This is a genomic window from Isoptericola sp. NPDC019482, assembly GCF_040632295.1.
Lineage (GTDB): Bacteria > Actinomycetota > Actinomycetes > Actinomycetales > Cellulomonadaceae > Isoptericola.
This window is the reverse complement of sequence record NZ_JBEYBQ010000008.1, coordinates 36,497-61,662: the sequence shown is the minus strand read 5'-3', so window position 1 is coordinate 61,662 and position 25,166 is coordinate 36,497. Positions and strand designations below refer to the sequence as shown.

At 75.6% G+C, this 25,166-nt stretch carries 25 protein-coding genes; 6 read left to right on the top strand and 19 right to left on the bottom strand.

The window, feature by feature from the left end; genetic code table 11:
• Positions 1-12: 12 nt before the first annotated feature.
• Together ABZ493_RS08085 and ABZ493_RS08080 are read right to left on the bottom strand one after the other, a co-directional pair.
• On the bottom strand, positions 13-1,323 hold the full coding sequence (locus ABZ493_RS08085; protein WP_430581653.1) for a TRAM domain-containing protein: 1,311 nt from the start codon (positions 1,321-1,323) through the stop codon (positions 13-15).
• A gap of 52 nt (positions 1,324-1,375) precedes the next feature.
• Positions 1,376-3,370, bottom strand: coding sequence for an APC family permease (locus tag ABZ493_RS08080; RefSeq protein WP_430581652.1), 1,995 nt, complete (start codon positions 3,368-3,370; stop codon positions 1,376-1,378).
• A gap of 151 nt (positions 3,371-3,521) precedes the next feature.
• Here ABZ493_RS08080 and ABZ493_RS08075 point away from each other — a divergent pair, with 151 nt between their 5' ends.
• Positions 3,522-4,175 (top strand): TrkA family potassium uptake protein, encoded by a 654-nt coding sequence (locus ABZ493_RS08075; protein WP_430581721.1) that lies wholly within the window; start codon positions 3,522-3,524, stop codon positions 4,173-4,175.
• Positions 4,175-4,945, top strand: coding sequence for a TrkA family potassium uptake protein (locus ABZ493_RS08070; RefSeq protein WP_430581651.1), 771 nt, complete (start codon positions 4,175-4,177; stop codon positions 4,943-4,945). Before ABZ493_RS08075 ends, ABZ493_RS08070 begins: the two co-directional genes overlap by 1 nt.
• Here the strand turns inward: ABZ493_RS08070 and ABZ493_RS08065 are convergent.
• From ABZ493_RS08065 to dut, 4 genes are all read right to left on the bottom strand, one after another.
• Positions 4,942-5,814: a DUF3159 domain-containing protein gene (locus ABZ493_RS08065; RefSeq protein WP_430581650.1), complete on the bottom strand. Its 873-nt coding sequence runs from the start codon at positions 5,812-5,814 to the stop codon at positions 4,942-4,944. The two genes, ABZ493_RS08070 and ABZ493_RS08065, sit on opposite strands and share 4 nt — an antisense overlap.
• The gene (locus ABZ493_RS08060) at positions 5,811-6,179 is read right to left on the bottom strand and encodes an OB-fold nucleic acid binding domain-containing protein (RefSeq protein WP_429729800.1); all 369 of its coding nucleotides are present in this window, start codon (positions 6,177-6,179) and stop codon (positions 5,811-5,813) included. Before ABZ493_RS08060 ends, ABZ493_RS08065 begins: the two co-directional genes overlap by 4 nt.
• 46 nt (positions 6,180-6,225) lie before the next feature.
• On the bottom strand, positions 6,226-6,993 hold the full coding sequence (locus tag ABZ493_RS08055; RefSeq protein WP_430581649.1) for a DUF3710 domain-containing protein: 768 nt from the start codon (positions 6,991-6,993) through the stop codon (positions 6,226-6,228).
• Positions 6,994-7,095: 102 nt separating this feature from the next.
• Positions 7,096-7,578: a dUTP diphosphatase gene (gene dut, locus ABZ493_RS08050; protein WP_430581648.1), complete on the bottom strand. Its 483-nt coding sequence runs from the start codon at positions 7,576-7,578 to the stop codon at positions 7,096-7,098.
• 96 nt (positions 7,579-7,674) lie between these two features.
• Here dut and ABZ493_RS08045 point away from each other — a divergent pair, with 96 nt between their 5' ends.
• Positions 7,675-8,145, top strand: a complete 471-nt coding sequence (locus tag ABZ493_RS08045; protein ID WP_430581647.1) for a DUF3093 domain-containing protein — start codon at positions 7,675-7,677, stop codon at positions 8,143-8,145.
• 122 nt (positions 8,146-8,267) lie between these two features.
• Here the strand turns inward: ABZ493_RS08045 and ABZ493_RS08040 are convergent, their stop codons facing one another.
• From ABZ493_RS08040 to ABZ493_RS08030, 3 genes are all read right to left on the bottom strand, one after another.
• The gene (locus tag ABZ493_RS08040; protein ID WP_429729811.1) at positions 8,268-8,567 is read right to left on the bottom strand and encodes a DUF4193 domain-containing protein; all 300 of its coding nucleotides are present in this window, start codon (positions 8,565-8,567) and stop codon (positions 8,268-8,270) included.
• Between the two features lie 263 nt (positions 8,568-8,830).
• Positions 8,831-9,649: an inositol monophosphatase family protein gene (locus ABZ493_RS08035; RefSeq protein ID WP_430581720.1), complete on the bottom strand. Its 819-nt coding sequence runs from the start codon at positions 9,647-9,649 to the stop codon at positions 8,831-8,833.
• Between the two features lie 114 nt (positions 9,650-9,763).
• Complete coding sequence (locus tag ABZ493_RS08030) at positions 9,764-10,426, bottom strand: trimeric intracellular cation channel family protein (RefSeq protein WP_430581646.1); 663 nt, start codon at positions 10,424-10,426, stop codon at positions 9,764-9,766.
• Positions 10,427-10,590: 164 nt separating this feature from the next.
• Between ABZ493_RS08030 and sepH the strand changes: the two genes are divergently transcribed.
• Positions 10,591-11,796, top strand: a complete 1,206-nt coding sequence (gene sepH, locus ABZ493_RS08025; protein ID WP_430581645.1) for a septation protein SepH — start codon at positions 10,591-10,593, stop codon at positions 11,794-11,796.
• Between the two features lie 27 nt (positions 11,797-11,823).
• Here the strand turns inward: sepH and ABZ493_RS08020 are convergent, their stop codons facing one another.
• From ABZ493_RS08020 to ABZ493_RS07990, 7 genes are all read right to left on the bottom strand, one after another.
• A complete protein-coding gene (locus ABZ493_RS08020; RefSeq protein WP_430581644.1) occupies positions 11,824-12,483 on the bottom strand; it encodes a thymidine kinase in 660 nt (219 codons plus the stop codon).
• Positions 12,484-12,520: 37 nt separating this feature from the next.
• Positions 12,521-13,141 carry a DinB family protein gene (locus ABZ493_RS08015; RefSeq protein ID WP_430581643.1) on the bottom strand — a complete coding sequence of 207 codons (621 nt, stop codon included), beginning with the start codon at positions 13,139-13,141 and terminating at the stop codon, positions 12,521-12,523.
• Between the two features lie 52 nt (positions 13,142-13,193).
• Entirely contained in the window at positions 13,194-14,411 is a 1,218-nt protein-coding gene (locus ABZ493_RS08010) for a nucleotide pyrophosphatase/phosphodiesterase family protein (RefSeq protein ID WP_430581642.1), read from the bottom strand.
• Positions 14,408-15,007 carry a DUF5998 family protein gene (locus ABZ493_RS08005; protein WP_430581641.1) on the bottom strand — a complete coding sequence of 200 codons (600 nt, stop codon included), beginning with the start codon at positions 15,005-15,007 and terminating at the stop codon, positions 14,408-14,410. The genes ABZ493_RS08010 and ABZ493_RS08005 overlap by 4 nt, the downstream gene beginning before the upstream one ends.
• Before the next feature lie 45 nt (positions 15,008-15,052).
• The gene (locus ABZ493_RS08000; protein WP_430581640.1) at positions 15,053-15,598 is read right to left on the bottom strand and encodes a hypothetical protein; all 546 of its coding nucleotides are present in this window, start codon (positions 15,596-15,598) and stop codon (positions 15,053-15,055) included.
• 9 nt (positions 15,599-15,607) lie between these two features.
• Positions 15,608-16,408, bottom strand: coding sequence for a DUF899 family protein (locus tag ABZ493_RS07995; RefSeq protein ID WP_430581639.1), 801 nt, complete (start codon positions 16,406-16,408; stop codon positions 15,608-15,610).
• A gap of 147 nt (positions 16,409-16,555) precedes the next feature.
• Positions 16,556-19,336 carry a GNAT family N-acetyltransferase gene (locus ABZ493_RS07990; RefSeq protein ID WP_430581638.1) on the bottom strand — a complete coding sequence of 927 codons (2,781 nt, stop codon included), beginning with the start codon at positions 19,334-19,336 and terminating at the stop codon, positions 16,556-16,558.
• A 187-nt stretch (positions 19,337-19,523) separates the two neighbouring features.
• Here ABZ493_RS07990 and ABZ493_RS07985 point away from each other — a divergent pair, with 187 nt between their 5' ends.
• Positions 19,524-22,007: a DNA topoisomerase IV subunit A gene (locus ABZ493_RS07985; protein ID WP_430581637.1), complete on the top strand. Its 2,484-nt coding sequence runs from the start codon at positions 19,524-19,526 to the stop codon at positions 22,005-22,007.
• 82 nt (positions 22,008-22,089) lie between these two features.
• Here the strand turns inward: ABZ493_RS07985 and ABZ493_RS07980 are convergent, their stop codons facing one another.
• Positions 22,090-22,794 carry an alpha/beta hydrolase gene (locus ABZ493_RS07980; protein WP_430581636.1) on the bottom strand — a complete coding sequence of 235 codons (705 nt, stop codon included), beginning with the start codon at positions 22,792-22,794 and terminating at the stop codon, positions 22,090-22,092.
• 51 nt (positions 22,795-22,845) lie between these two features.
• On the opposite strand from ABZ493_RS07980, the gene ABZ493_RS07975 reads away from it, so the two are divergent.
• The gene (locus ABZ493_RS07975; RefSeq protein WP_430581635.1) at positions 22,846-23,301 is read left to right on the top strand and encodes a GNAT family N-acetyltransferase; all 456 of its coding nucleotides are present in this window, start codon (positions 22,846-22,848) and stop codon (positions 23,299-23,301) included.
• On the opposite strand, the gene ABZ493_RS07970 is transcribed toward ABZ493_RS07975, so the two are convergent.
• Positions 23,214-23,963: a lysoplasmalogenase gene (locus ABZ493_RS07970; protein ID WP_430581634.1), complete on the bottom strand. Its 750-nt coding sequence runs from the start codon at positions 23,961-23,963 to the stop codon at positions 23,214-23,216. The genes ABZ493_RS07975 and ABZ493_RS07970 overlap by 88 nt on opposite strands.
• Positions 23,964-24,029: 66 nt before the next feature.
• Entirely contained in the window at positions 24,030-25,154 is a 1,125-nt protein-coding gene (locus ABZ493_RS07965; RefSeq protein ID WP_430581633.1) for a GNAT family N-acetyltransferase, read from the bottom strand.
• Positions 25,155-25,166 lie beyond the last annotated feature (12 nt).

Sequence of the window (25,166 nt, the reverse complement as noted above, 5' to 3'; positions counted from 1 at the left end):
ATCGAACGCCGCTCAGCGGTCCAGGACCGCGACGGCCTCCACGTGGTGCGTCATGGGGAACAGGTCGAAGGCGCGCAGCCCTGTGAGCTCGTACCCGTGCCCGGCCAGGTAGGCGACGTCGCGGGCGAGCGCCGCGGGGTCGCAGGCGACGTAGACGACGCGGCGCGGGCCGCGGGCGGCGATCGCGTCCACGACGGAGCGGCCGGCACCGGCGCGCGGCGGGTCGAGCACGACGACGTCGCCGGCGCCGACGTCGGTCCCGGAGGCGTCGCCGTCCGTCAGCACGCGGTCGACGGCGCCCAGGTGCAGCTCCACCTGCGGCAGGTCGTGGGCGTTGCGGCGCGCGTCCTTCAAGGCGCGGGCGTCGCCCTCGACGGCGACGACGCGGCCCGAGCCGCCGACGGCCGCGGCGAGCGGCACCGTGAACAGGCCGGCGCCGGAGTAGAGGTCGAGCACCGTCGCGCCGTCGAGGCCGCCCGGGGCAGCGTGCACGGCGTCGAGCACGGCGCCGGCGAGCAGGTCGGGCGCCGCCCGGTGCACCTGCCAGAAGCCGTCCGCGGCCACGCGGTAGCGGTGCTCGGCGCCGCCGGCACGCACCGTCTCGTTGACCGACCGGCGAGCGTTCGGGCGGGTGTCCCCGCGGCCGCGGCGCCACGGCACCTCGTCCACCAGGAGGAGCGCGTCCGCGCCGTCCGCCGGCGCCACCAGCTCGAGCCGCGCGCCCGGACGCCAGCGCCGCGTCCACACGTCCTCGGCGTCGGCGAGCTCCGCGACCGCGTCGGTCGCGAGCGGCATACCGTCCAGCGGCACCACGTCGTGCGAGCGGAACCGCCGCATCCCGGCGCGCCCGTCGGCGTCGGCCACGAGGTCGACGCGGGTGCGGTAGCCGAGACCGCCGCGCTCGTCGTCGCCGGGCGCGGCCTCCACCTCCACCTCGCGCTCGAGCTTCGCGAGCCGCTGCAGCTGCTCGGCGAGGACCGCGGCCTTCCAGCGCCGCTGCGCGGGCAGGGCCACGTGGGCGAGCTCGCCGCCGCCGACGCCGCCCGGCCCGGCCGCGGGCCAGGCGGACTCGACGCGGTCGGGCGACGCCTCGAGGACCTCGACGGCGTCGGCCCGCCAGAAGCGGGAGCCGGTCTCGGTGACCCGGGCGCGCACCCGCTCGCCGGGCAGGGTGTGGCGCACGAAGACGACGCGGCCGTCGAGGCGCGCGACGCAGTGCCCGCCGTGCGCGACGGGGCCGATCTCGAGCTCGACCTCGCGCCCCACCTCGGGGTCGGGTGCGGTGGGTCGAGGGCGCGGCGCGGAACGGCGAGGACGGGGCATGGGCACCATTCTCCCCTGCGCGCGGCAAGTTCAGGACATGGGCAGGACAGGGTCAGAACCGCGGCCCGCGGGGCGAGGTGCCCTCCAGCCCGGTCTGCCCCGCCGTGGACGACAGCTGCCACGGCACGGACGCCACCACGACGCCCGGGGTGAACAGCAGCCGCCCCTTGAGGCGCAGGGCCGACTGGTTGTGCAGCAGCTGCTCCCACCAGTGCCCGACGACGTACTCGGGGATGTAGACGACCACCAGGTCGCGGGGCGAGTCGCGGCGCACCGAGCGCACGTACTTCAGCACGGGCCGCGTGATCTCCCGGAACGGCGAGTCGAGGACCCGCAGCGGCACGGGCAGGTCCAGGCCCTCCCACCGCGCGCGCAGGTCCGCGATCTCCTCGGCGTCCACGCCCACCGTCACGGCCTCGAGGACCGAGGGGCGCGACGCCCGCGCGTAGGCCACCGCGCGCATCGTCGGCTTGTGGATCTTCGAGACCAGCACGATCGCGTGGACGCGGCTGGGCAGGGCGCGCGCGCCCGCGACGTCGTCGAGCTCCAGCTCGGTGCGCACCCGCGCGTAGTGGGCGCGGATCGCCTTCATGAGCGCGAAGAGCACGCCCATCGCCAGCAGGGTGATCCACGCGCCGTGCGTGAACTTCGTCGCCAGCACGATGACGAGCACGGCCGCCGTCATCACGAAGCCGACGCCGTTGACGACCCGGGAACGCTGCATGCGGGCCCGCTCCGCCGGGTCGGGCTCCTTGCGCAGGGCCCGCGTCCAGTGCCGCAGCATGCCGAGCTGCGAGAGCGTGAACGACACGAACACGCCCACGATGTACAGCTGGATGAGGCGCGTGACCTGCGCGTCGAACGCCACGATGAGGACGATCGCCGCGACGGCGAGGGTGATGATCCCGTTCGAGAACGCGAGCCGGTCGCCGCGCGTGTGCAGCTGGCGCGGCAGGAAGCCGTCCTTGGCGAGGATCGAGCCCAGCACGGGGAAGCCGTTGAAGGCCGTGTTGGCCGCGAGCACGAGGATCAGCCCCGTGACGATCGAGATCGCCACGAACGCGGGCGTGAAGCCCTGGAAGACGGCCTCCGCGAGCTGGCTGAGCACGGGGTGCTGGTTGTAGTCGGACGGCAGTGGCTGCCCACCCACGCTGAGCTGCTCGTGCGCGTCCTCCACGTACTTCACGCCGGTGGCCTGGGCGAGCAGCAGGATCGAGATCATCATCGTCGCGGAGATGCCGCCGAGCAGGGCCAGGGTGGTGGCCGCGTTGCGCGACTTGGGCTTGCGGAAGGCCGGGACGCCGTTGCTGATCGCCTCGACGCCGGTGAGGGCGGCACAGCCGGACGCGAACGCCCGGGCCAGGAGGAACGCGCCCGCGAGGCCGGTCAGCCCCTGGTCGAAGCCCGCCTCGGGCGTCATCTCGAAACCGGCGCTCTCCGCCAGGGGCAGGTCGCCCGCGAAGTACCGGATCGCGCCGACGACGGCGAGCAGGCCGACGAGGGCCATGAAGCAGTACGTCGGGATCGCGAACACGGTGCCGGACTCGCGCACGCCCCGCAGGTTCATCACCGTGAGGATCACGACGACCGCCACGGCGAACAGCGCCTCGTGCCCGCGCAGGAAAGGCAGCGCCGACGCCGCGTACTGGGCGCCCGAGGAGATCGACACCGCCACCGTGAGCACGTAGTCCACGAGCAGCGCCGACGCGACGCCGATCCCGGCCGACGGCCCCAGGTTCGTCGTCGCGACCTCGTAGTCGCCGCCCCCGGACGGGTAGGCGCGCACGTTCTGGCGGTAGGAGGACACCACCACGAGCAGCACCACGACGACGCCGAGGCCCACCCACGGGGAGATCGTCGTCGCGGCGATGCCGGCGACGGCGAGGGTCAGGAGGATCTCGTCCGGCGCGTACGCGACCGACGACAGCGCGTCCGAGGCGAAGACCGGCAGGGCGACACGCTTGGGCAGCAGCGTGTGCCCCAGGTTCTCGCTGCGCACGGGGCGCCCGATGAGGAGCCGTTTGGCAGCGTCCGCGATGTCCGACACGTCGAGCAATGCTATGCCCGCGTGAGCGCCAGGGCGCGCGCGTCCGGTGGCGATCCCGGTGGCGGTGTCGGCGGCGATGTCGGCGGCGATGTCGGCGGCGATGTCGAGGCGCCCCGCGAGGTATAGCGTTTCGCCCGTGCACTTCGTGATCATGGGCTGCGGCCGCGTCGGCTCGACGCTCGCGCAGACGATCGAGTCCCGCGGCCACTCCGTGGCCGTCGTCGACCAGAACCCCGACGCGTTCCGCCGTCTGCCGGCCGGGTTCTCCGGGCAGAAGGTGACCGGCGTCGGCTTCGACCGCGACACGCTGGTCCAGGCGGGCATCGAGGACACGTACGCCTTCGCCGCCGTGTCCGACGGCGACAACTCCAACGTGCTCGCGGCGCGCGTGGCGCGCGAGACCTACGGGGTCGAGAACGTCGTCGCGCGCATCTACGACCCGCAGCGCGCGGAGATCTACCAGCGCCTCGGCATCCCGACGGTCGCGACCGTGCGCTGGACCGCCGACCAGGTGCTGCGACGGATGCTCCCCCTGGGCGCGACGGACGAGTACCGCGACCCGTCCGGGCAGGTGCGCCTCGCGCAGATCGACTACCACCCCGGCTGGGCCGGGCTGACGGTGCACCGCATCGAGGAGGCCACCGGCGCGCGCGTCGCCTTCCTGTCGCGCTACACCGACGGCATCCTGCCCACGCCCGCGTCGGTGCTCCAGGAGAACGACGTGCTGCACGTGCTCATGCGCGCCGACGACGCGGCCGCCGTCGAGCGCGTCCTCACCCACGAGCCGCGGCAGGAGGAGAGCTGATGCGCGTCGTCGTCGCCGGGGCCGGTTCGGTCGGCCGGTCGATCGCCCGAGAGCTCCTCTCGCACGACCACGACGTCGTGCTCATCGACAAGAACCCCGCCGCGATGCGGGTCGCGCAGGTGCCCGAGGCCGACTGGCTGCTCGCCGACGCGTGCGAGCTGTCCTCCCTCGAGGCCGCGGACGTCACCGGCGCCGACGTGGTGGTCGGCGCGACCGGCGACGACAAGGCGAACCTCGTGTTCTCGCTGCTGTGCAAGACGGAGTTCGGCGTGCCCCGCACGGTCGCGCGCGTGAACAACCCGAAGAACGAGTGGATGTTCGACGGCTCCTGGGGCGTCGACGTCGCCGTGTCGACCCCGCGCATCATGACCGCGATGGTCGAGGAGGCCGTGGCCGTCGGCGACCTCGTGCGGATCTTCACCTTCCACCAGTCCGGCGCGGACATCGTCGAGGTGACCCTGCCCGACGACTCGCCGCTGGTCGGGGCCCGCGTCGGGTCCGTCGTCTGGCCCACCGACACGGTGCTCGCGTGCATCGTGCGCGGGGCGCAGCCGCTGGCGCCGACGGCGGACGACACGCTCGAGTCCGGCGACGAGCTGGTGCTCGTGATGGGCACCCAGGCCGACGAGGAGTCGCTCCAGCACCTGCTCTCCCACGGCGGACCGGCCGTCGCGGCCGTCCCGCCCGTCGCCGCGAGCGACCCGCTCGTGGCGCCCGAGCACGCCGGCCCGGACGGCGACGACGACGAGGGGTCCGACGGCGGGCGCTAGCCCTGCTGCGTTGTCGCCGGGCCGGGCTCGACGGCGGGCCGGCCGGCGTGCGCACCGCGCACGACGACCCAGGTGAGCCAGAGGACCAGCCCCCACAGGGGGACGCCCAGCACCAGGTGGGCGGTGCCCAACCAGCCGACGCTGTCGGCGAAGTACAGCGGCACCTTCACCGCGAGCCGCACCGCGAACAGCCCCGCCCAGAACCAGGTGGCGAGCGTGTAGCGCCGCATCAGCTCCGGGTCCTTGCGCCACTCGACGAGAGCGGCGAGGGGGCTCGGGGCGGGGTCCGTCGTGCCGGGCGCGGCACGGTCGGGCGCGGCGTCCTCGGGCGCGGCCTCGTCGGCCGCGGCGGCGGACCGGTCGCCGTCGCCCTGGCGGCCCCGCTCGGCGGCGACGTCGGCGAACCCGCCGCGCACCGCCTCCACCACCAGCCCCACGACGGGCCAGCGGACCGCCAGGGACACGAGGATGGCCGCGAGGTAGGCGGCATTGGTCCACAGCCCCCACACGTAGAAGTTCTGCGCCTCGCCCGAGCGCCACGCCCAGAACACGCCCACGCCGATGCCGAGCAGCCCGCCCAGCGCCTGGGTGATCGGGGTGCGCTGCGCGAGCCGGGCCACGACCGCGACGAGGGCCGCGCCCACGGACGCGACCAGCGCCCAGGTGAGGGCACCGCGCTCGTCGCCCCCCATCGACGCGACGACGTAGATGACCACGAACAGCAGGCCGGGCAGCACGGCCTCGACCACGCCGCGCACGCCGCCGACGGCCTGCCCGAACGAGAACGAGTCCCCCGTGACCGCCCGCACGCCGCGCGCGTCCGGGGCGGGCGTGGTCGGCTCGCCCGCCGTGGGGTACCCGCCGCTCACTCGCCGGCCCGCGCGCGCAGCTCGTACCGCGGGTTGAACATCGTGCGCCGGCCGTCGATGTCGCACACCAGGCCCTCGACGCGGATGCGACGGCCCGGGTCGATGCCCGCGATGGCCCGGCGCCCGAGCCACACGAGGTCGAGGGAGCCGGAGCCGTCGTACAGCTCGGCCTCCACGGTGGGCACCCCCTCGCGCGGGCGCAGCACGACCGAGCGCAGCACGCCGGCCGCGCTCGCGCGACGGCGGTCGCCCAGGTCGGCGACGGGGGTGCAGCCGCGGTGGGCCGCTGCCTCGTGGCGCTCCTCGTCGGCGGCGACCTCGTCGGCGGAGGCCAGCGCGTGCCGGACGGCGGTTCGCAGGGACATCAACAGCTCCAGGCTGGTGGACGACCCGGCCTCGCGGCCGGGTCGGTCACCGGATCTCGGTGATCTCCGGCCCGCGGGTCAGCGGGTCGAACGACGGGGTCTGCGGCGCGGCGCCCTCGGGGCCCGCGGTGGTGTCCTCGCCCGGCGCGTCGCCCTGGCGCGCGCTCTTGGGCAGGGTGAGGGTCAGCAGGTCGCGCGGCGGGCGGGGGTTGCCGTCCCGCACCACGACGACGTTCGCGAACACCGACTCGAGCTGCTTCGCCGCCTCGGGGTCGACGGCCGCGCGACCCGACAGCACGCCCCGCAGGAACCAGCGGGGTCCGTCCACGCCCACGAAGCGGGCGGGGCGCACGGCCGGCTTGCCGTCGGGCGCGGTGGCCGGGATGCGCGCGATCAGCTCGCGCCCGAACGTGCCGGGCACGTCGTCGACGGTGCCGCCCTGGCGCGTGATCGACGCCCCGATCTCGGCGCGCACCTCGTCCCAGATCCCCTCGGTACGGGGCGCGGCGAACGCCTGCACCTGCAGGCCCGAGCCGTTGAGGGTCGTCGAGACGCCGGTGACCTTCTGCGTCTTCTTGTCGACCTCCATGCGCAGCTCGAGGCCGGGCAGGACGGGCAGCCAGATCGCGCCGAGGTCGACGCGGGGACCCATGCCCGTGACCTGGGTCGAGTCGAACGGGCCCCGCTCGGGACGCTCCGCCGCCTGATCGGAGGCGGGGTCGGTGCCGGTGGCGGGCGCCGCGTCCTCGGCGGTCGCGGGCTCGCGGGCCTCGTCGGTCGCCTTTGTCGACGCGTTGCGCCGGAACAGCCCCACGGAGGATCTCCTTCTCGTCGTCCTGCTCGCCCGATGGCGAGCCCTACCCATCTCCCACAGTAGACCGGTTCGCGCATGCCTCCGGTCCGTGTCCGGGGGGCGTCAGCCGCCGGCGAAACCGCCGCTCGAGCCGAACCCGCCCTCGCCGCGGTGCGACCCCGGCAGCGTCGTCGCCACGAGGAAGCGGGCGTGCTCCACCCGCTGCACCACGAGCTGCGCCACGCGGTCGCCGCGGCGCAGCCGCACCGGCTCGGCGACGTCCGTGTTGAGGAGGATGACCTTGATCTCCCCGCGGTAGCCCGCGTCGATGGTGCCCGGAGCGTTCACCACGGTCACGCCGTGCTTCGCGGCGAGGCCGCTGCGCGGGTGCACGAACGCCGCGTACCCCTCCGGCAGCGCGATCGCCACGCCCGTGGGCACGACGACGCGGCCCTGCGGAGGGATCTCGACGTCGACGGTGGTCACGAGGTCCGCGCCCGCGTCGCCCGGGTGCGCGTACGCGGGGGTCGGCACGTCGTCGAGCAGCGTGACGAGCACGTCCACGGTGCTGGGGTCGGTGCTCACAGGGCTGGCGGTGTCAGGCACCCGGGAAGCGTAGCCGACCCACGGGCGGTGGACCGGCGGGCACGGGACCGGGACCGGGAGGGACGAGGCCCGCACGAGTGCTGGGATGATGGCCCCATGAGCGAGCACGCGCCCCACCCGACCCCCGTGACCGGCCCGGCCTTCCGGGAGCGGCTGTCCCCCGGCCCCGCGGCCTGGTGCGGCGCCGTCGGGCTGGGCGTGATCGTCGGGGTGACGCTGTGGCCGCTGGCGCACACGATCGCGGCCGTGGTGGGCGTGCTCGTCGCGGCCGCCACCCTCGCGGCACTCGTCGCGACCGCGCCCGTCATCGAGATCGCGGACGGGCGCCTGCGCGCCGGCAAGGCGCAGATCGCCGTGGACCTCCTGGGCGAGGTGACCACGATGGACGACGCCGAGGCGATGCGCACCGCCCTCGGCCCGGCCCTCGACGCGCGCGCGTTCGTGTGCCTGCGCGCGTGGGCGCGCACCGGCGTCCGCGTGGACCTCGAGGACCCGCTCGACCCGACCCCGTACTGGCTGCTGTCGACCCGGCGACCGCAGGAGCTGGCCGCCGCGCTCGCCCGCTGAACCCGCGCCGCCGGGCGCGGTTCGGGGCCCCCGGACGCCGACCGGGGACGACGAAGGCCGTCACGTCCTCGACGTGACGGCCCGTGTCGTCCGTGGTGCTGGCGCCCCGACCCGGCGGTCGGTCAGGCGGCGCACTCCGTGCAGATCATCTGGCCGTTCTTCTCGTAGGCCAGCTGGCTGCGGTGGTGGACGAGGAAGCAGCTCGTGCAGGTGAACTCGTCGGCCTGGCGGGGCAGGACGCGGACCGCGAGCTCCTCGCCGGACAGGTCGGCGCCGGGAAGCTCGAAGCCTTCCGCGGCCTCCGTCTCGTCCTCGTCGACGACACCCGACGACTTGTCGGAACGACGCGCCTGGAGCTCCTGGATCGAGTCCTGCTCCACGTCCTCGTCGTTCTTGCGGGGGGCGTCGTAGTCGGTTGCCATCTGTGTGGTCACGCTCCGTGATGTCGGTGTCGGTACGCGCTGATAATGCTCGGTGACCGGGTTTTGTTCCCGGTCGGCCCACGGATTGTGCACCATTTCGGGCGGGCGCGCGACACCGCGCGCTGTTCCTCGTGTCACAGCCTGAAGATCGGCCGCTGACCTGCACCGATGCACCCCGGTGCCAGCGTGTTCGCCCTGGGCGTGACGGGCGCGCTGACGCGATTTTTCACCCCGGTGCGCGAGGGCGGAACGACCGAACCTCGTCAGTCGTCAGGGCCCGGCATGCCCTCCGGCCGGTCGGCCCCCGCGGCCTCGAGGAGGCGGACCAGCTCGTCCACCACCGGGGTCGCGCCCGCGACGGTCATGGCGCTGCCCGGACCCCGGCCGTGCAGCCCGCCCACCCACGCGCCGGCCTCGGCGGCGACGAGGGCGCCGGCTGCCATGTCCCACGGGTTGAGCCCGCGCTCGTAGTAGAGGTCGAGCGCGCCCTCCGCGAGCAGGCACAGGTCGATCGCCGCCGAGCCGAGGCGCCGGATGTCCCGCACACGGGGCAGCACGTGGGCCAGGACCTCGGCCTGTCGCGCCCGCCGCTCGGGCGCGTACCCGAAGCCGGTCCCCACCAGCGACCGGGACAGGCCGTCCGGGCGGCTCACCCGCAGGGGCCGCCCGTCGCGCTCCGCCCCGCCGCCGCGCGCCGCGGTCCAGGTGTGCCCGTCGACCACCGAGTGCACGCAGCCCGCGAGCGCCGTCCAGCGAGCCGGGTCGACGGGACCCGCCACGACGGCCACGGAGACCGCGTACGACGCGACGCCGTACAGGTAGTTGACCGTGCCGTCGATCGGGTCGAGCACCCACGTGAGCCCCGACGTCCCCGCCACGTCGTCGCCCTCCTCGCCGAGGATCGCGTCGTCGGGCCGCTCCGCGGCGATCCGACGGCGCAGCTGCGCCTCGACCGCCCGGTCCATGTCCGTCACCGGGTCGACGTCGTTGGACTTCGTGGCGGCGACCGTGACGCGCTCCGGGCGCCCGGCGCGGACCTGCTCCCCCGCCTCGCACGCGAGGCTGCGGGCCAGCTCCCGCAGCGACTCGACGTCGGCCTCTGCGACGACCCCCTCGACGACCCCCTCGACGACCCCCTCGACGACATCGCCCGGGAGCCGGTCCGTCAGGGGGCTCTCCGCTCGTGGTTCCACGGGCTACATCTTGCCCGATCGGCGACCCCACCGGGCGGTCCAGCCCGGCCCCGGGTGCGGCACGGTCCAGCCCCGCGCGAGGGACGCGAGCCGGAACCCGAAGACGAGCGCCACCACGCCGAGCGCCGTCCACGGCTGCAGCAGGCCCTCGTGCCACAGCACGGCGGTGAGCCCGGCGCCGACGAGCGCGGGCACGGCGTAGAGCTGGCGGTCGGCGAACACGAGCGGCACCTCGCCCACCAGCACGTCGCGCAGGATCCCGCCGCCCACGGCCGTGAGCACGCCCACCACCATCGACGCGAGCACGCCGGCCCCGAGGTCGAGCGACTTGGTGGTGCCCTGCAGCACGAACAGGGACAGCGCGGCGGCGTCGAGCACCAGGACGGAGCGCCGCATCCGTTCCAGGCCCGGGTGGAAGAAGAAGATGATCACGCCCGCGGCGAGCGCGGCCAGGACGAGGCGCCAGCTCGAGATGCCCACCGGGGGCGTGTCGCCGATGAGGACGTCGCGCAGGATGCCGCCGCCGAGCCCTGTGACCCACGCGAGGACGAGGACGCCGAACGCGTCGAACCGCTTGCGGACGGCCGCGAGCCCGCCCGAGACCGCCGCGACGAAGACGGCGACGAGCTCCAGGTAGGAGACGGGGCCGGAGGTGAACGCGTCCACGGGACGCCATCCTCGCAGGCGCGCCGGCGGGCGGCTCGTCGGTGGGCGCGCCAATCGACGGCACACCGACGCGCCTGCGCAGCGCCGCCCCGCGCCGATGGCACCCTCGAACAGGCGGACCCGCCCCGACGGACGACCCGTGGGCGACCTGTGAGGGAGGAAGCATGGCCGAGCTCGAGCTCGTGAGGCTGCACGAGGACGGTGAGCGCCTGGTCCTGCGCGGCCCGGACGGCACCGAGAGCACCCTGCCCATCACGGAGGCGCTGCGCGCCGCGGTGCGCCGTGACCGGCCGCGCACGGAGGCGCTGCGCGCCCAGGCGGCGACGACCCTGCGCCCGCGCGACCTCCAGGCGCGCCTGCGTGCGGGGGCGTCGGTCGAGGAGCTGGCCGAGGAGTCCGGGCTCCCCGTCGAGCACGTGCAGCGCTACGAGTGGCCCGTGGCCGCGGAGCGCGACCACGTCATAAGTCAGGTGCGCGCCCACCGGCTGCCGGGCGACGACGAGACGACGACGCTCGGGGAGGTCGCCGACACACGGCTGGCCGCGAGGGGCGTGACCGCCGACGAGGCCCGCTGGTCGGCCCGCCGCGACGGCACGGCGCCGTGGGTGGTCGAGGTGCGGTTCTCCGCCGGCGACCGCGACCGGTCGGCCCGCTGGACCTTCGACCCCAAGGGCCGCGTCGTGACGCCGCTCGACGACGAGGCCCGCTGGCTCGGCCAGCCCGACGACCCGGTCTCGCCCGACGTGCTGGGCGTGCCCTCGACGGGCGGCCGCACCGTCACCCCCCGCCGGCACGTGGACGACGACACCACCGCGCTGCTCCTGGACGACCTCGCGGGACGGCGCGGTCAGCGTCCCGGCGACCGGCGCCGGCCGCCGTCGCGCTCCGTGGACGACGACGTCGTGCCCGCGCCGACCCCCATCCCCGTGGGCCAGGTCAGCGCTCCCCCGACCACACCCGTCGCCGAGTCCGGTGGGACGGAGGAGGGCGACCCGGCCGGCGCGAGCGTCGTCGACCTCGGGTCGCGCCGGGCGGTCCGCCCCGCGGCGCCGGAGCGGTCCACGCACCCCTCGGCGGCGCGCCGGCCCGTGCCGGGCGTGCTGCCGCTCGACGGCGACGAGAGCGACGCCGACGGGGCGGACGGCGACGAGAGCACCGCGGACGCCCGTGCGGACGCGCGGTCCGACGTCGTCGACGACGCCCCGGCGCCGAGCGGTCCGCCCGCGCAGGGCGCCGCCGGGCCGCAGCCCGCTGCGCCCGCTCCCCGCAGCGACAAGCCCGCGGGGGCTCGGCGCTCAGGCCGCAAGGGCCGCGCGCAGGTGCCCAGCTGGGACGAGATCGTCTTCGGCGGCGGGCGCCCGTCGTCCTGACCTCGGGCCCGTCTCCGACCGACGGGGCTACGCGCCGTCGCCCAGGTCCAGCTGGTCCGTGACGGCCGCGCGCCGACGGGCGTCGGCCTGCGTCATCCGCCGCATGTGGTGGCGCCGGCACAGCACCTCGTAGGAGACCGGGCCGCCGTCGGGCGCGCCGGCCACGTCGCCGACCACCACCTGGTCGCCCTCGACGACCATGACGCCGCCCACGGTGCGCGCGTTGTGCGTGGCCCGCGCTCCGCACCAGCACAGGGACCGCACCTGCAGCTCCTCGACGCGGTCGGCGAGCTCGATGAGGCGGGCGGCGCCGGGGAACAGCCGCGTACGGAAGTCGGTCGTGATGCCGAAGGCGAAGACGTCCAGCTCCACCTCGTCGACGAGGCGCGCGAGCTGCTCCACCTGGGCCGGGGAGTAGAACTGCGCCTCGTCGCACACGAGGTAGTCGACCATCCGGCCGGCCTGCCGCTCGGCCGCCACGACGTCCCAGAAGTCGGTGCCGTCCGTGACCTCGCGGGCGTCGACCTCGAGCCCGAGCCGGGACGACAACCGCGAGGCGCCGGCGCGGTCGTCGCGGGTGAAGATCAGCCCGGTCCGCCCGCGGGCGGCGTGGTTGTGGTCGGTCTGCAGCGCCAGCGTGGACTTGCCGCTGTCCATGGTCCCGGAGAAGAAGACGAGCTCGGCCATGGGCAGATCCTGTCAGACCGCGGGGCGTGACCTGCGCCTACTGGCCCACGCGCCCGTCCACGCACTCCCGCAGCAGGTCCGCGTGCCCGCAGTGCCGCGCGTACTCCTCGACGTGGCTGAGGAGCAGCTCCCGCAGGGAGATCGCGCCGCCCGGCTCCGCGCCGAGGTCGGAGAACCCGGCGTTGGTCGCCCCGAGGTCGTCGATCCCGTCGACCATGCGGTCCGTGGCCGCCATCTCCTCGCGCCAGCGGCGGAACGCCTCCTCGACGACGGCGGGGTCGGCGACCGCGCCGTCCCAGTCGCCGTCGCGGTGCGCCTCGCTGCGGTACAGCCATGGCGCGTCCTCGCCGGTCATGATGCGGCGCACGTGCCGTTCGTCCTCCGTGAGGTGCCGCACCAGGCCCAGCAGCGACATCGTCGACGGCGGCACCGAGCGGCGGGCGAGCTGCTGGGCGTCCAGGTCGGCGCACTTCATCTCGACGGTCAGCCGGTACGACCGGAGCGAGTCGAGCAGGATCGCCCGCTCGTCGACCAGCTCGACGTCGCTCTCCCGCGGGTCGTCGTCCGGGTCCACCCACATGTCCGGGTACACCGTCGCCCGGGTCCACCGGGACGCGGGCGCGGGATCCTGCTCACCGTCCTGCACGCGATGCTCCATCGCCACATCGTGGCACCGGAGCCCCGCACCGGCCACGGGATATCCGGCGCGGCTATGCCTGGGCGACCAGCAGCGGCACGACCATCTCCGCGGGCGTCAGCGACCCGTGCACGCCGGGCATCTCGCGGGCGCCGGACGGGTGCAGCCGCGAGTCCACGACGGTCGCCGCCCCACGTGCCGCGACCAGGACGTCGCCCACGGCGGGGAGCACGTGCTCGGCCACGGGGCCCAGCCAGCCGGCCGCGACCGCGTCGTCGCGCAGGACGACGAGCGCGTCCTCACCGAGCACCGCGGCCCAGCGCGCCGCGACGTCCCGCGGGTCGGCGCCGGGCGTGACGTACACGTGGCCGGCGCGCGGCTCGCCGCCCAGCAGCGCGACGTCCCGCGCGAGCTCCGGGTGCGCGGCGACGTCGTGCTGCAGCGACAGGTCGGCCGTCACCTGCCCGTGGTCGGCGGTGACCACGACGAGCGTGCCCTTCGGCACGGAGCGCACCAGGCGGCGCAGCTCGGAGTCGGTCTCCTCGAGGGCGTCGCCCCACTGCCACGACTGCGGGCCGTGCTGGTGCCCGGCCTTGTCGACGGCGCCGTGGTACAGGTACACGAGGCCGGGCTCGCGCAGCTCGCGGACCGTGGCGCCGACCTGGGCGTCGAGCCCCTCGGCGGGCACGTAGCGCGGGCCGCGCAGGGCCGCGCGGGTCATGCCGGAGCCCGCGAACCGGGCCGGACCGGGCGCGACGACGCGCACGCCGTCGGCGGCGAGGCGCTCGAGCACCGTGGGCTCGCGCTGCACGTCCTCGGGCTCGGCGCGCATCGGCCCGGAGAGCTTGGTGCGCCGGTACGGGTCCGACTGCTCGGTCCAGGAGACGGTGGTGGCCAGGCCGCCGGTCGCGGGGTTGCGCTGCGTGTAGCCCAGCAGGCCGGTGCGTCCCGGCGACGTGCCGGTGCCGAACGTCGCGAGGGCGGCCGCCGTCGTCGAGGGGAAGCTGGACAGCACCGACCGGCCGTCCGCGGCCAGCGACCGCAGGAACGGGGCGTGGCCGCCGCGCTCGGCGAGGTTCGCCAGCCCCAGGCCGTCGACCAGGACGACGACCGCGCGGCGCACGCCCGACGGCAGCCCGAGCGCGTCGCGGCAGTCGCCCGACCGCAGCCCCGTGGCGGTCGTGAGGTCCGCCCCCAGCGCGCCCGCGACGGCGGGCAGGACGGCGGCAAGCGACCCGGTGCCGTAGGAGGGGGCGAGCAGGCCTTCGGGCAGCGTGAGCGTCGCCGTCATCGGCCGACGCGCCCGCCCGCCCCCGTCGCGGCCGACAGGGAGCGCGAGAACGCGATCGCGCGGCGCAGGGCGTCCCGGCCCTCCGCGGCCCCGCTGACGCGCACGACGACGTCGTCGGGAGTGAGCGTGCCGGTGAGGCCGTGGTCGGCCTCGCAGCTCGGGTCCGGGCACTGCGCCGGCTCGAGGTCGACGCGGGAGACGGCGCCCCAGCCGATCGCGAGCGTGAGCTCGGACGCGCTGTCGCCGGGCCGGTGCTCGGCCGGCTCGTCCACGACGTGCGTGAGCGCGACGGACCGGATCTCGGTCAGCGGGACGGCCTCCGTGGTCGCGGCCGCCGACGACGGGTGGGCCGCGTCCCCCTCGTGGTCGTCCACGTGCGCCGTGACCAGGCGGGTGGGTGTGAGGGCCAGCACGGTGAGGTGCCGGCGCACGGCGTCGTCGAAGGTCGTCTCGGCCTGCACGAGGTGGGCGAGCACGTCCTCGTCGGCGAGCGCGACGTCGAGGACGTCCTCCACGAGGTCCGGGTAGTACCCGGCCCGGCGCACGTGGACGGACAGGTCGGCACGGAGGTTCTCACGGGCGGTGGCATGCGACACCCGGGCATTGTCCCATCCCCGAGGGCCCGCGTGCGCTCGGGGCTGCTAGGGCGCCAGCCAGGGCATCGCCGCCATGGCGAGGGTCGAGGTGGCCGCCGCCGCGAGCTCGGCGCGGAGCAGGACGTCGCCTCGCCGACGGGCCTCGACCGCGCAGGCGACGGCGTAGCCCACCGCCACCGCGGCCGCGACCACCGGCACGGGTGCGGTCCCGAGCGCCGCCGCGCCGTGGTGGCCCGGCGCGTGCCCCGCGGCCGGCCCGCCCGGCCCGACGGCCGCCGCCAGCACGAGCACGCCCATCGCCACCGGGTGCAGTGCGCGGAGCGCGCCCGGCCCGGCAGGCGGACCGTCGCACGCGGTGCGGCGCCGCGCGGCGAGCGCGACGAGGCCGAGCCCGACGAGCACGGCCGCCCACGCCCACGGGCGTAGCAGTGTGCCGCCCGTCAGCATCGTGTCGGCCATGCCGAGCAGCATCGCGGCCATGCCCGCCCCGGCCGTGGCCCCGACCGGGTGCCGCCCCACGAGGCAGCACCCGGTCCCGACCCCGGCCGCGGCGAGCGAGCCCGCGGCGAGCACGATGTGCACGGTGTGCACGGTCCGGCCTCAGTGGTGGTGCTCGTGGCCCACCGACGCCACCGGCGTGGCTCCGGGACGGGTCCACTGGATCGTCGGACGCCCGCCGGCGCCGTCATTCCCGACGCCGTCGGCGTCCGCACGCCAGAACCAGCAGGGCGCCTTGCCCTGCGGCCAGCCGTCCGGGTAGTCCTGCCATGCCTCCATGCGCCCGCGCGGCGTCATGTCCAGCAGGGCGAGCGCCGGCATCGTGGCCTCGCCACCGCGCCCGGTCAGCGTGCCGGTGAGGAACACCCGCTCGCCGACGCGCAGGAAGCACATCCAGGTCCCGAAGTCCGCCCCGTTCACGTCCGGGTCCGCCACGTCGACCACGGAGTACCAGTGCCGCGGATACCCCATGAACGCGACGAACGGCGCCAGCTCGTCGTACGGCGCCTGGGCGAGCACGGCGAACGACACGCCGCGGGCGTTCAGGTAGGCGGGGTCCTGCGCGGGGAAGTACGTCAGGGTGCAGCCCTCGCACTGGTTCTCGAACGGCTCGCCCGCGTGCCACATGTGCTTGTAGACGACGAGCTCCTCGCGTCCGTCGAACAGGTCGAGCAGGGTGGTCGGGCCGCCGGCCCCGACCACCGTGGCGGCCGCGTCGACCTCCGTCATGGGCAGCCGCCGGCGGGCCGCCGCGATGGCGTCGCCCTCCCGTGTGTGTGCCTTCTCCCGCACGAGCAGCTCGTCGCGGGCGGTCTGCCAGGCCGCCCGGTCGACGACGGGCGGGACGGCTGGCGCTGCGTGGCTCTTCCCGCCGCGGCGGGCGTGGCTCTCGGTGATGCTCATGGCACTCTCCTTGACGTCGTCGGACCGCCGGCATCGCGACGGGATGGCGAGCGCGCCGAGAATCATCGGCACGCTCCACCCGGTCGACGAACGGGAGGCGGGCCGACCGACAGCCTCGGCGAGATCGGCCCCGATCGGCCCGAGGCCTCAGCCGGGCAAGGCCCGGCGGGGCGCGTCAGCCCGCTGCGCCCCCGACCGCAGCCGGACGACGGCGTGCAGCACGCTCACGCCCACCGAGCCGGCGACGACGGGGTACAGCTCGAGCGACGCGAGCTCGGGGAGGTCGTCCGCCAGCACGGACACCCGCGCGAGCACGTCCTCGAGCGCGTCGATGTCCGCCTCGGGCGCGCCGCCGTACCCGAACAGGCGCGGCGCGGCACGCACGGTGCGCACCATCGCCGCCACGTCGACGTCGGTCAGCGGGGGGATGCCGTAGGCGACGTCGTCGAGCAGGTCGGTGGCGTCGCCCGCGAGGCCGAACGACACCTTCGGGCCGAACAGGGGGTCCTCGCCGGAGCGGATGACGCACGGCACCCCGACGGGTGCCATCGCCTGCACCTCCATGGCGGGCTCGTCCTCCCCCAGGACCTCCAGCGCGACCTGGCGCATGCGCTCGACGTCGGCCCGCAGCTCGGCCGCGTCGGCGATGTCGAGGCGCACGCCGCCCAGGTCGGTGCGGTGCCGCAACGCGGTCGACGCGGTCTTCAGCGCGACCGGCCAGCCGAGCGCGTCGGCGGCGGCGACGGCCTCCTCCGCCGTGCGCACGGTGCGCGACCGCCACAGCCGCACGCCGTAGCAGCCGAGCAGCTCCGCCGTCTGGTCCTGCGTCAGCACGCGGCCGTCGCCGCCCTCGGCGGCCGCGAGCCAGCCCTCCACGAGTTTGCGCGCCCGCCGCGCGTCCGTCCCCTCGGGCCGCACGTGCGTGCCCCGGTCCTCCGTGCGCCAGCGTGCGTACGTCACCACCTTGCCCAGCGCCGTCACGGCGTCCTCGGGCGTGGAGAACGCGGGGATGCGCACGGGCGTGCCGTCGGGGCCGGTCGCGGCCAGCTCGTCGGGCAGGCCGCTGAGGCCGAGCATCGACGCGACGGTGGTGCGCCCGGTGCGCGCGGCCGCCTCGGCGACGGCGCGCGCCACCGCCCCGGTCCGCGGCACGACGACGGGCACGTCGACGGCCACGACGACGTCGCACGCCCCCGGCGCGTACAGGGCGTCGGTCACCTGGGCGATCTGCTCGTCGGTGGCGTCCGGCGGCAGGAAGTCGGACGACGCCGCGACGACCAGCCCCGCGGTGGCCGCGGCCTCCGCCACGAGGGCCGCGAGCGCCGCGGACGACGCGAGGATGCCGACCCGGCCGCCGGCGGGCAGCGGCTGGTGCGCGAGCACCTGCGCCACGTCCATGAGCTGGTGGGTGTTCTCGGCCCGGATGACACCGGACTGCCGCAGCATCTCGTCGAGCAGGCGGCGCGGGGCCCGCGTCGCGCGCACCGCGTGCCCCGGCGGCACGACCTGGCCCGACTGCCCGGCGACCACCACGACCACCGGCTTGACCCCGGCGAGGCGGCGCGCGATCCGGGAGAACTTGCGCGGGTTGCCGATGGACTCGAGGTAGAGGCAGACCACGGCGGTGCGCGGGTCGTCCTGCCAGTACTGCATGAGGTCGTTGCCCGACACGTCGGCGCGGTGCCCCGCGGACAGCAGGGCGGAGACGCCGAGTCCGCGGCGCTCGAGCGTCCGCGTGAGCGTGACGGCGGCGGGCGCGGACTGGCAGAACATGCCGACCACCCCGGCGCGGGGCGGCCGCTCGGCGAGGCTCGCGTGCAGGCGGGCGTCCGGCGTCGTGGTGAGCAGGCCGAACGACGCGGGGCCGACCACCCGCATCCCGCCGGCGTGCGCGGCGCGCACCAGCTCGCGCTGGCGGGCCAGGCCGTCCGGCCCGGTCTCGGCGTACCCGGCGGCGAGCACGACGACGCCGCGGACGCCGCGCCCGGCCAGCCGGCGCACGGCCTCGACGGCGGCGGGCGGCGGCACCGACAGGAGCGCGAGGTCGACGCCCTCGCCTCCCAGCGCGTCGTCCCAGGAGGCGGCGACCCGCAGCCCGTCGGCGTCCGGCACGGGTCCGGGGGCGCCGAGCACGGTGAGCAGGGTGTCGCCGGGGTCGGCCGCCGCGACGTCCACGACGCGTTGCGCGAGGTGGTGCTCCGGCGTCGCTCCCCCGGGCCCGGCCGGGCCCGGCCCGACGAGCAGGACGCGGCGGGCGGTCAGCAGCGCCTGCATGGAGCGCGCCTCGGCGCGGTGCTCGCGGTCGGCCATCACCTCGCGGGAGCGCTCCGTGGGGTCGAGGTCGAACGCGACGCTGACCACGCCGTCGTCGAGGTGCTGGCTCACCGCGTACCCGGCGTCGCGGAAGACGGCGAGCATCGAGGAGTTCTGCGGCAGGACGTCGGCGGTGAAGCGGCGCACGCCGCGCTCGCGCGCCGCCGCGGCCACGTGCTCGAGCAGCACCGAGCCCAGGCCTTTGCCCTGCATCGCGTCGGCGATGTTGAAGGCCACCTCCGCCTCCGCGGGCGCCACCTTGTCGTACCGGGCGACGCCGAGCACGTCCTCGCGCGGGTCCCCGGCCTCGTCGACGCCGGGGCGCACGGCCACGAGCGCCACCCGGTCGCGCTGGTCGAGGTGCGTGAGGCGGTTCAGCTCCCGGTCGGTGAGGCGACGCACGGGCGCGAAGAAGCGGAAGTACGCCGACCGCTCGGACTGCGCCTCCTGGAAGCGCTGGATCGCGTCGGCGTCGTCCGGCCGCAGCGGGCGCACGTGCATGGTGGTGCCGTCGCGCAGCACGACGTCCGCCTCCCACGCGACCGGGTAGTCAGGGTCGGGCCGGGCGTGCTGCCGAGCGCCCGCCTGCTCGTCCGGAGTGTCGGGTACGTCCACCCGTGCAGGCTATCCGGGGCCTGCGACGGCGGCTCGTCGCCGCGCCTGCGCGGCCCTGTGGGCGCCGGCGACTAGAGTCTGGTGCCGTCCGCGGAGGACACCCGTACTCCCGCGAGCACGACACCGACACCGTCCGTCCCGCCGAGCCACCCCTCGAACGCCACATCGAACTCAGGAGCCGCACCGCATGGCGCGCAAGAGCAGCAGCGCACCCGCCACCGACGAGCCGTTCGACGAGAAGATCGTCGACATCGACGTCGCGGCGGAGATGGAGACGTCGTTCCTCGAGTACGCGTACTCCGTCATCTACTCCCGCGCCCTGCCGGACGCCCGCGACGGCCTCAAGCCGGTGCACCGCCGGATCCTGTACATGATGTCCGACATGGGCCTGCGGCCCGACCGCGCGCACGTGAAGTCGTCGCGCGTCGTCGGCGAGGTCATGGGCAAGCTGCACCCGCACGGCGACACGGCGATCTACGACGCGCTGGTGCGGCTCGCGCAGGACTTCTCCATGCGGCTCCCGCTGGTCGACGGGCACGGCAACTTCGGCTCGCTCGACGACGGCCCCGCCGCCCCCCGGTACACCGAGGCCCGGCTCGCCCCGCCGTCGATGGCGATGACCGCCGGGCTCGACGAGGACGTCGTCGACTTCGTCCCGAACTACGACAACAAGCTCACGCAGCCGTCGGTGCTGCCGTCCGCCGTCCCGAACCTGCTGGTCAACGGCGCGTCCGGCATCGCGGTCGGCATGGCGACGAACATGGCGCCGCACAACCTCGTCGAGGTCGTCGCGGCGGCCCAGCACCTCATCGCGCACCCGGAGGCCACGCTCGACGACGTCATGCGCTTCGTGCCCGGCCCCGACCTGCCCTCGGGCGGCAAGATCGTCGGGCTCGACGGCGTGCGGGACGCGTACCGCACCGGTCGCGGCACGTTCCGCACCCGCGCCACGGCCCGCATCGAGAACGTCACGCCCCGCCGCAAGGGGATCGTCGTCACGGAGCTGCCCTACGGCGTCGGCCCGGAGAAGGTGATCGAGAAGATCGCCGACGGCGTGAAGGCCAAGAAGATCCAGGGCGTCACCAACGTCCAGGACCTCACGGACCGCACCCACGGCCTGCGCCTGGTGGTCGAGGTGAAGACCGGCTTCGACCCGGACGCCGTGCTGGAGCAGCTGTACCGCACCACCCCGCTCGAGGACTCGTTCGGCATCAACAACGTGGCCCTCGTCGACGGGCAGCCGCGCACCCTCGGCCTGCTGGAGCTGCTGCGCGTGTGGGTGGAGCACCGCATCGACGTGGTGCGCCGCCGGTCGACGTTCCGGCTCGCCAAGCGGCAGGAGCGCCTGCACCTGGTGGAGGGCCTGCTGCTGGCCATCGTCGACATCGACGAGGTCATCCAGGTCATCCGCACCTCCGACGACGCGGCGGCGGCGCGCGAGCGCCTCATGAGCGTCTTCGACCTGTCGGAGCCGCAGGCCACGTACATCCTCGACCTGCAGCTGCGCCGACTCACCAAGTTCTCCCGCATCGAGCTGGAGAAGGAGCAGTCGGAGCTGGAGCGCGAGATCGCCGAGCTGCAGGAGATCCTCGCCGACGACGCCCGCCTGCGCGGCGTCGTCAGCGCCGAGATGAGCGAGGTCGCCTCCACGTACGGCACCCCGCGCCGCACGGTGCTGCTCGACTCCGCCGGCGGCGCCACCGCCCCCGCGGTGACGAACGGTCGCAGCAAGGCGCCGGCCATCAGCCTGGAGATCGCGGACTCCCCCACCCGCGCCCTGCTGTCCGCCACCGGGCTCCTGGCCCGCACGTCGGGCGAGGCGGCGGACGCCCCCCTCGAACGAGCGGGCCGACGGCACGCGCACGACGCGATGCGCGGCGACGTCGCGGCCACCACGCGCGGCGACGTCGGCCTCGTCACCTCCGCGGGCCGCCTGCTGCGGGTGTCCGTGCTCGACCTGCCCGCGCTGCCCCCGGTCGACGGCCCGCCGTCGCTGTCGGGCGGCATCCCGGTCAGCGAGCTGGTCGCGCTCACGCCGGGCGAGACGGCGCTGGCCGTGGTCTCCCTGGACGAGGACGCCCCGACGCTCGCGCTCGGCACCGCGAACGGCGTCGTCAAGCGCGTCGCGGCCGGGGACGCGCCCGCCAACCGCGACGAGTGGGAGGTCATCGCCCTCAAGGACGGCGACCGCGTCGTCGGCGCCGCCCCCGTGGGCGAGGACGACGAGCTCGTCTTCGTCGCCTCGGACGCGAGCCTGCTGCACTTCGACGCCTCCGCGGTGCGCCCGCAGGGGCGGGCCGCCGCCGGCATGGCGGGCATCCGCCTCGGCGCCGGGCAGCAGGTCGTCTTCTTCGGCGTCGCGCGTGCCGCCTCCCGCGACCTGCACACCGTCGTCACCGTGGCCGGCACGTCGGGCGCGCTGCCCGGCACGGGCGGCGGCTCCGCCAAGGTCACGCCGTACGAGCTCTACCCCGGCAAGGGGCGCGGCACGGGCGGGGTCCGCGCGCACCGGTTCCTCAAGGGCGAGGACGGCCTCGTCCTGGCCTGGGTCGGCGAGGGCCCCGCTCGCGCCGTCGGCGGCGCCGGCCAGCCGGCGGAGCTGCCGGAGAGCACCGACCGTCGCGACGGCTCGGGTCAGCCGCTCGCCGCGCCGGTCGCCGCCATCGGCTGACGACCGGCTGACGACTCGCTTCGAGCAAGCGATCTGTCGCGTCATCGCCTCCGATGACGCCACAGATCACCTGCTCGAAGAGTCAGCGGGCGAGCGCCTCGACGATCACGCCCGCCAGGTCCGCGGGTCGTGTGAACATCGGCCAGTGGCCGGTGGGCAGGTCGACGATCTCGTAGGCGTGGTGCCGGGCCAGCTCGGCGACGAACGGGTGCCCCTGTGCCACCAGGCTGCGCAGGGTCTCGGCCGACATCTCGCACGCGATGACCGTCGACGGGATGTCGAGCCGGCGGTCGTCGTCCGACAGCCGGTGCGCCTCGCGCACGGTCCCGCCCGGCTGCGGGATCGAGCCTGCCAGCACCTCGGCACGGATCGTGTCCGTCATGCCGCGCAGCGAGTCCTCCTCGAACTCGCTCCAGTCCAGCGGGTACTCGACGGCGTCGGCCGGGAAGTCCGCGTTGGTGGCCTGCCCGTCGGCCGCCGGCCCCGAGTCCACGTACACGACGTGGGCCACCCGGTCGGGACGGGCGTCGGAGGCCGCGTACACGAGCCCGCCGCCGGCGGAGTGCCCCACGAGCGCCACGGGCGCGTCGCCGGGCACCGCGTCGATCGCGGCGACCACGGCGGCCACGTGGTCCGCGAGGTGGATGCCCGAGCGGTCGGCGTCGGGCGACTCCATGCCCGGCAGGGTCACGGCGTGCGGCATGTGCCCCGCCGCGGCGAGCGCCGGGACGACGTCGTCCCACGCGGAACGGTCGAGCCAGAACCCCGGTACCAGGATGATGTCCATGCTCCGAGATTAGGAGTGACCTCCGACACGACCGGCTGCTTCACTGCCGGCATGCCCGATCTCGTGCTTCCCGACGGCTTCACCCTCACGACGGACCCCGCGCGGATCGACGCGTCCCGCGCGCACGCGCTCCTCGCCGCGCACGCGTACTGGGCGCAGGGCCGCTCCCTCGAGGTCCACCGCGGCGCGATGGCCGGGTCCCGCAGCTACGGGGTCCTCACGGCGACGGGCGACCTGGCCGCCTACGCGCGGCTCGTGACCGACGGCGCGACGTTCGGCTGGCTCGCGGACGTGATCGTCGACCCCGCCCACCGCGGGCACGGCCTGGGGCGCGCCGTCGTCGCGCGCGCCCTGGCCGACGTCGAGTCGCTCGGCCTGAAGCGCGTCCTGCTGCGCGCGTCGGACGAGGGCCGCCGGATCTACGAGCGCGCGGGCTTCACGCCCGTCCCGGAGCCCGGGAGCTGGCTCCAGCTCCAGGCCAGCACCCCCGCCACCAGGAGCGCCTGACCCACCACGTAGGTGAGCATCACCCAGAAGCCGGAGGCGGGCGGGTCGAACCAGCCGGTGAAGGCGCCCAGCGCGATCATCGCGTCCGACGCCAGGAAGACGACGCCCCCCGCCCCGGCCAGGGGGTGCACGCCCGTGGCGAGCACCGCCATCGCGACCAGGCAGACCCCGTACACGACCACGGCGGCCAGCAGCGGCCCGGGTGCGCCGGGGGCGCAGGCGACGACGAGCGCCACGGCCGCGAGCGCGTAGGGGACCAGGAGCGCCGGTCGTCGCGCCACGCTCGCGCCCCGGGTCGGCCAGAACGCGACGACGTACGCCACCTGCGCGAGCAGGAAGAAGCCCACCATCACGAGGAACGCGTTGTCGCCCTCGAACGCCGCGGGCGCCGTGTCCCCGAGCCAGGACAGGCCGAGCGCCACGGTGACCAGACGCACCAACCGCGAGCGGGGGGCGGGAGCGGCGCTCCAGAGCGTCACGGCGAGCAGCGGCATGAGGCAGGCCTGCGTCACCCGCGCCCACGTGCTCGCCTCGGCCACCTGGGCCACGAGGTGCAGCACGGTGAGCATCGCGAGCGCGACGGCGGCCGCGCGGGAGGTGACGGTGGGCAGGAGCCGCTGGGGCGGCGCCGGGATCAGCCCGGGATGAACGACGTCGGTCACGCGGGCAGCCTAGGCCCCTCGGCCGCCGGGTCGAAACCCGCTCCCCCGGCGGTCAGAGCCCGACGGTCAGAGCTCGATCGTCAGCAGCCGCGACCCGTGCCGCTTGCGGTAGCCCAGGCTCGCGTACAGCCCGTGGGCGCCGCTCGGGTTCTGCGTGTCGACGTCGAGCGCGGCGACCGCCATCCCGTCGGCGGCGAACGCCCGCATCCCCGCCGCGAGCAGCGCGACGGCGACCTTGCGGCCGCGGTAGGCGCGGCGCACGCCGAGGGTGTCGGTGAAGCCGAACGGGTGGCCGCGCACGGCGAAGTCCGCCTCGTACCGGGCCGCGACGTGGTAGCCGACGACGAGCGGCTCGCCCGCCCGCAGCGCGGCCGCGGTCTCGGAGTCGGTGCGCGGGTCGGCCAGGAGGGCGGCGACGTCCGGCTCCGGGTCCACGACGACGAACGACCACTCGGGCGCGTAGGTGGCGCGCCCGTCGCGCCACTGCTCGGGCGTCTGCGGCTCGCTCCCCCAGTGGTCGCGGAACGCGTCGTTGTGGGCCAGGCGCGCCGCCTCGTCGTGGGCGTCGTCGAGCGGCAGGAGCACGAGACCGTCGTCGAGCGCGACGGCGGGCAACGGGTGGGCGTCGAGGTCGCGCAGGTCCCGCTCGAGGTCGGAGTAGAAGCGCCGCGGCGTGAAGCCCGCGCGCTCGTAGAGCCGCACCTTCGGGGCGGGTGCGTCGTCCTCGAGGAAGCCCGCGATGCGGCCCGGGAGGTCCGCGCCGGTGGCGGCGAGCAGCTGGCGCGCCCGTGCCTCCTGCCAGGCGAACACCTCGCGGCCGATGCCCTCGCCGCGGCGGTCGGGGTGCACGGCGCCCCACAGGAAGGCGCGCACGCGCGCGGTGTCGCCGGGCATGGTCTCGACGTAGCCGTAGGCGCGCAGCACGCCCGCGGCGTCGAGGCCGAGGACCGAGTCGGTGTCGAACCGGTGCCACGGGGCGTCGAGGATCTCGAGCAGCTCGTCCAGCGACTCCCGGTAGGGCTCGCCGTCCGCCTCGGCGACCGTGTTGCGCAGGTGCAGCAGCGCGCCGGCGTCGTCGCGCGTCGCGGGTCGCCACGTCAGCCCGCCGGCCGTCAGCGGCGGGAGGACCGGCGGTGCTGCCGCGCGCTGCGCGAGGCTCGCGACGGGCGGGGCGGGATCGGCGGTGGTCACCCGTCGACGGTA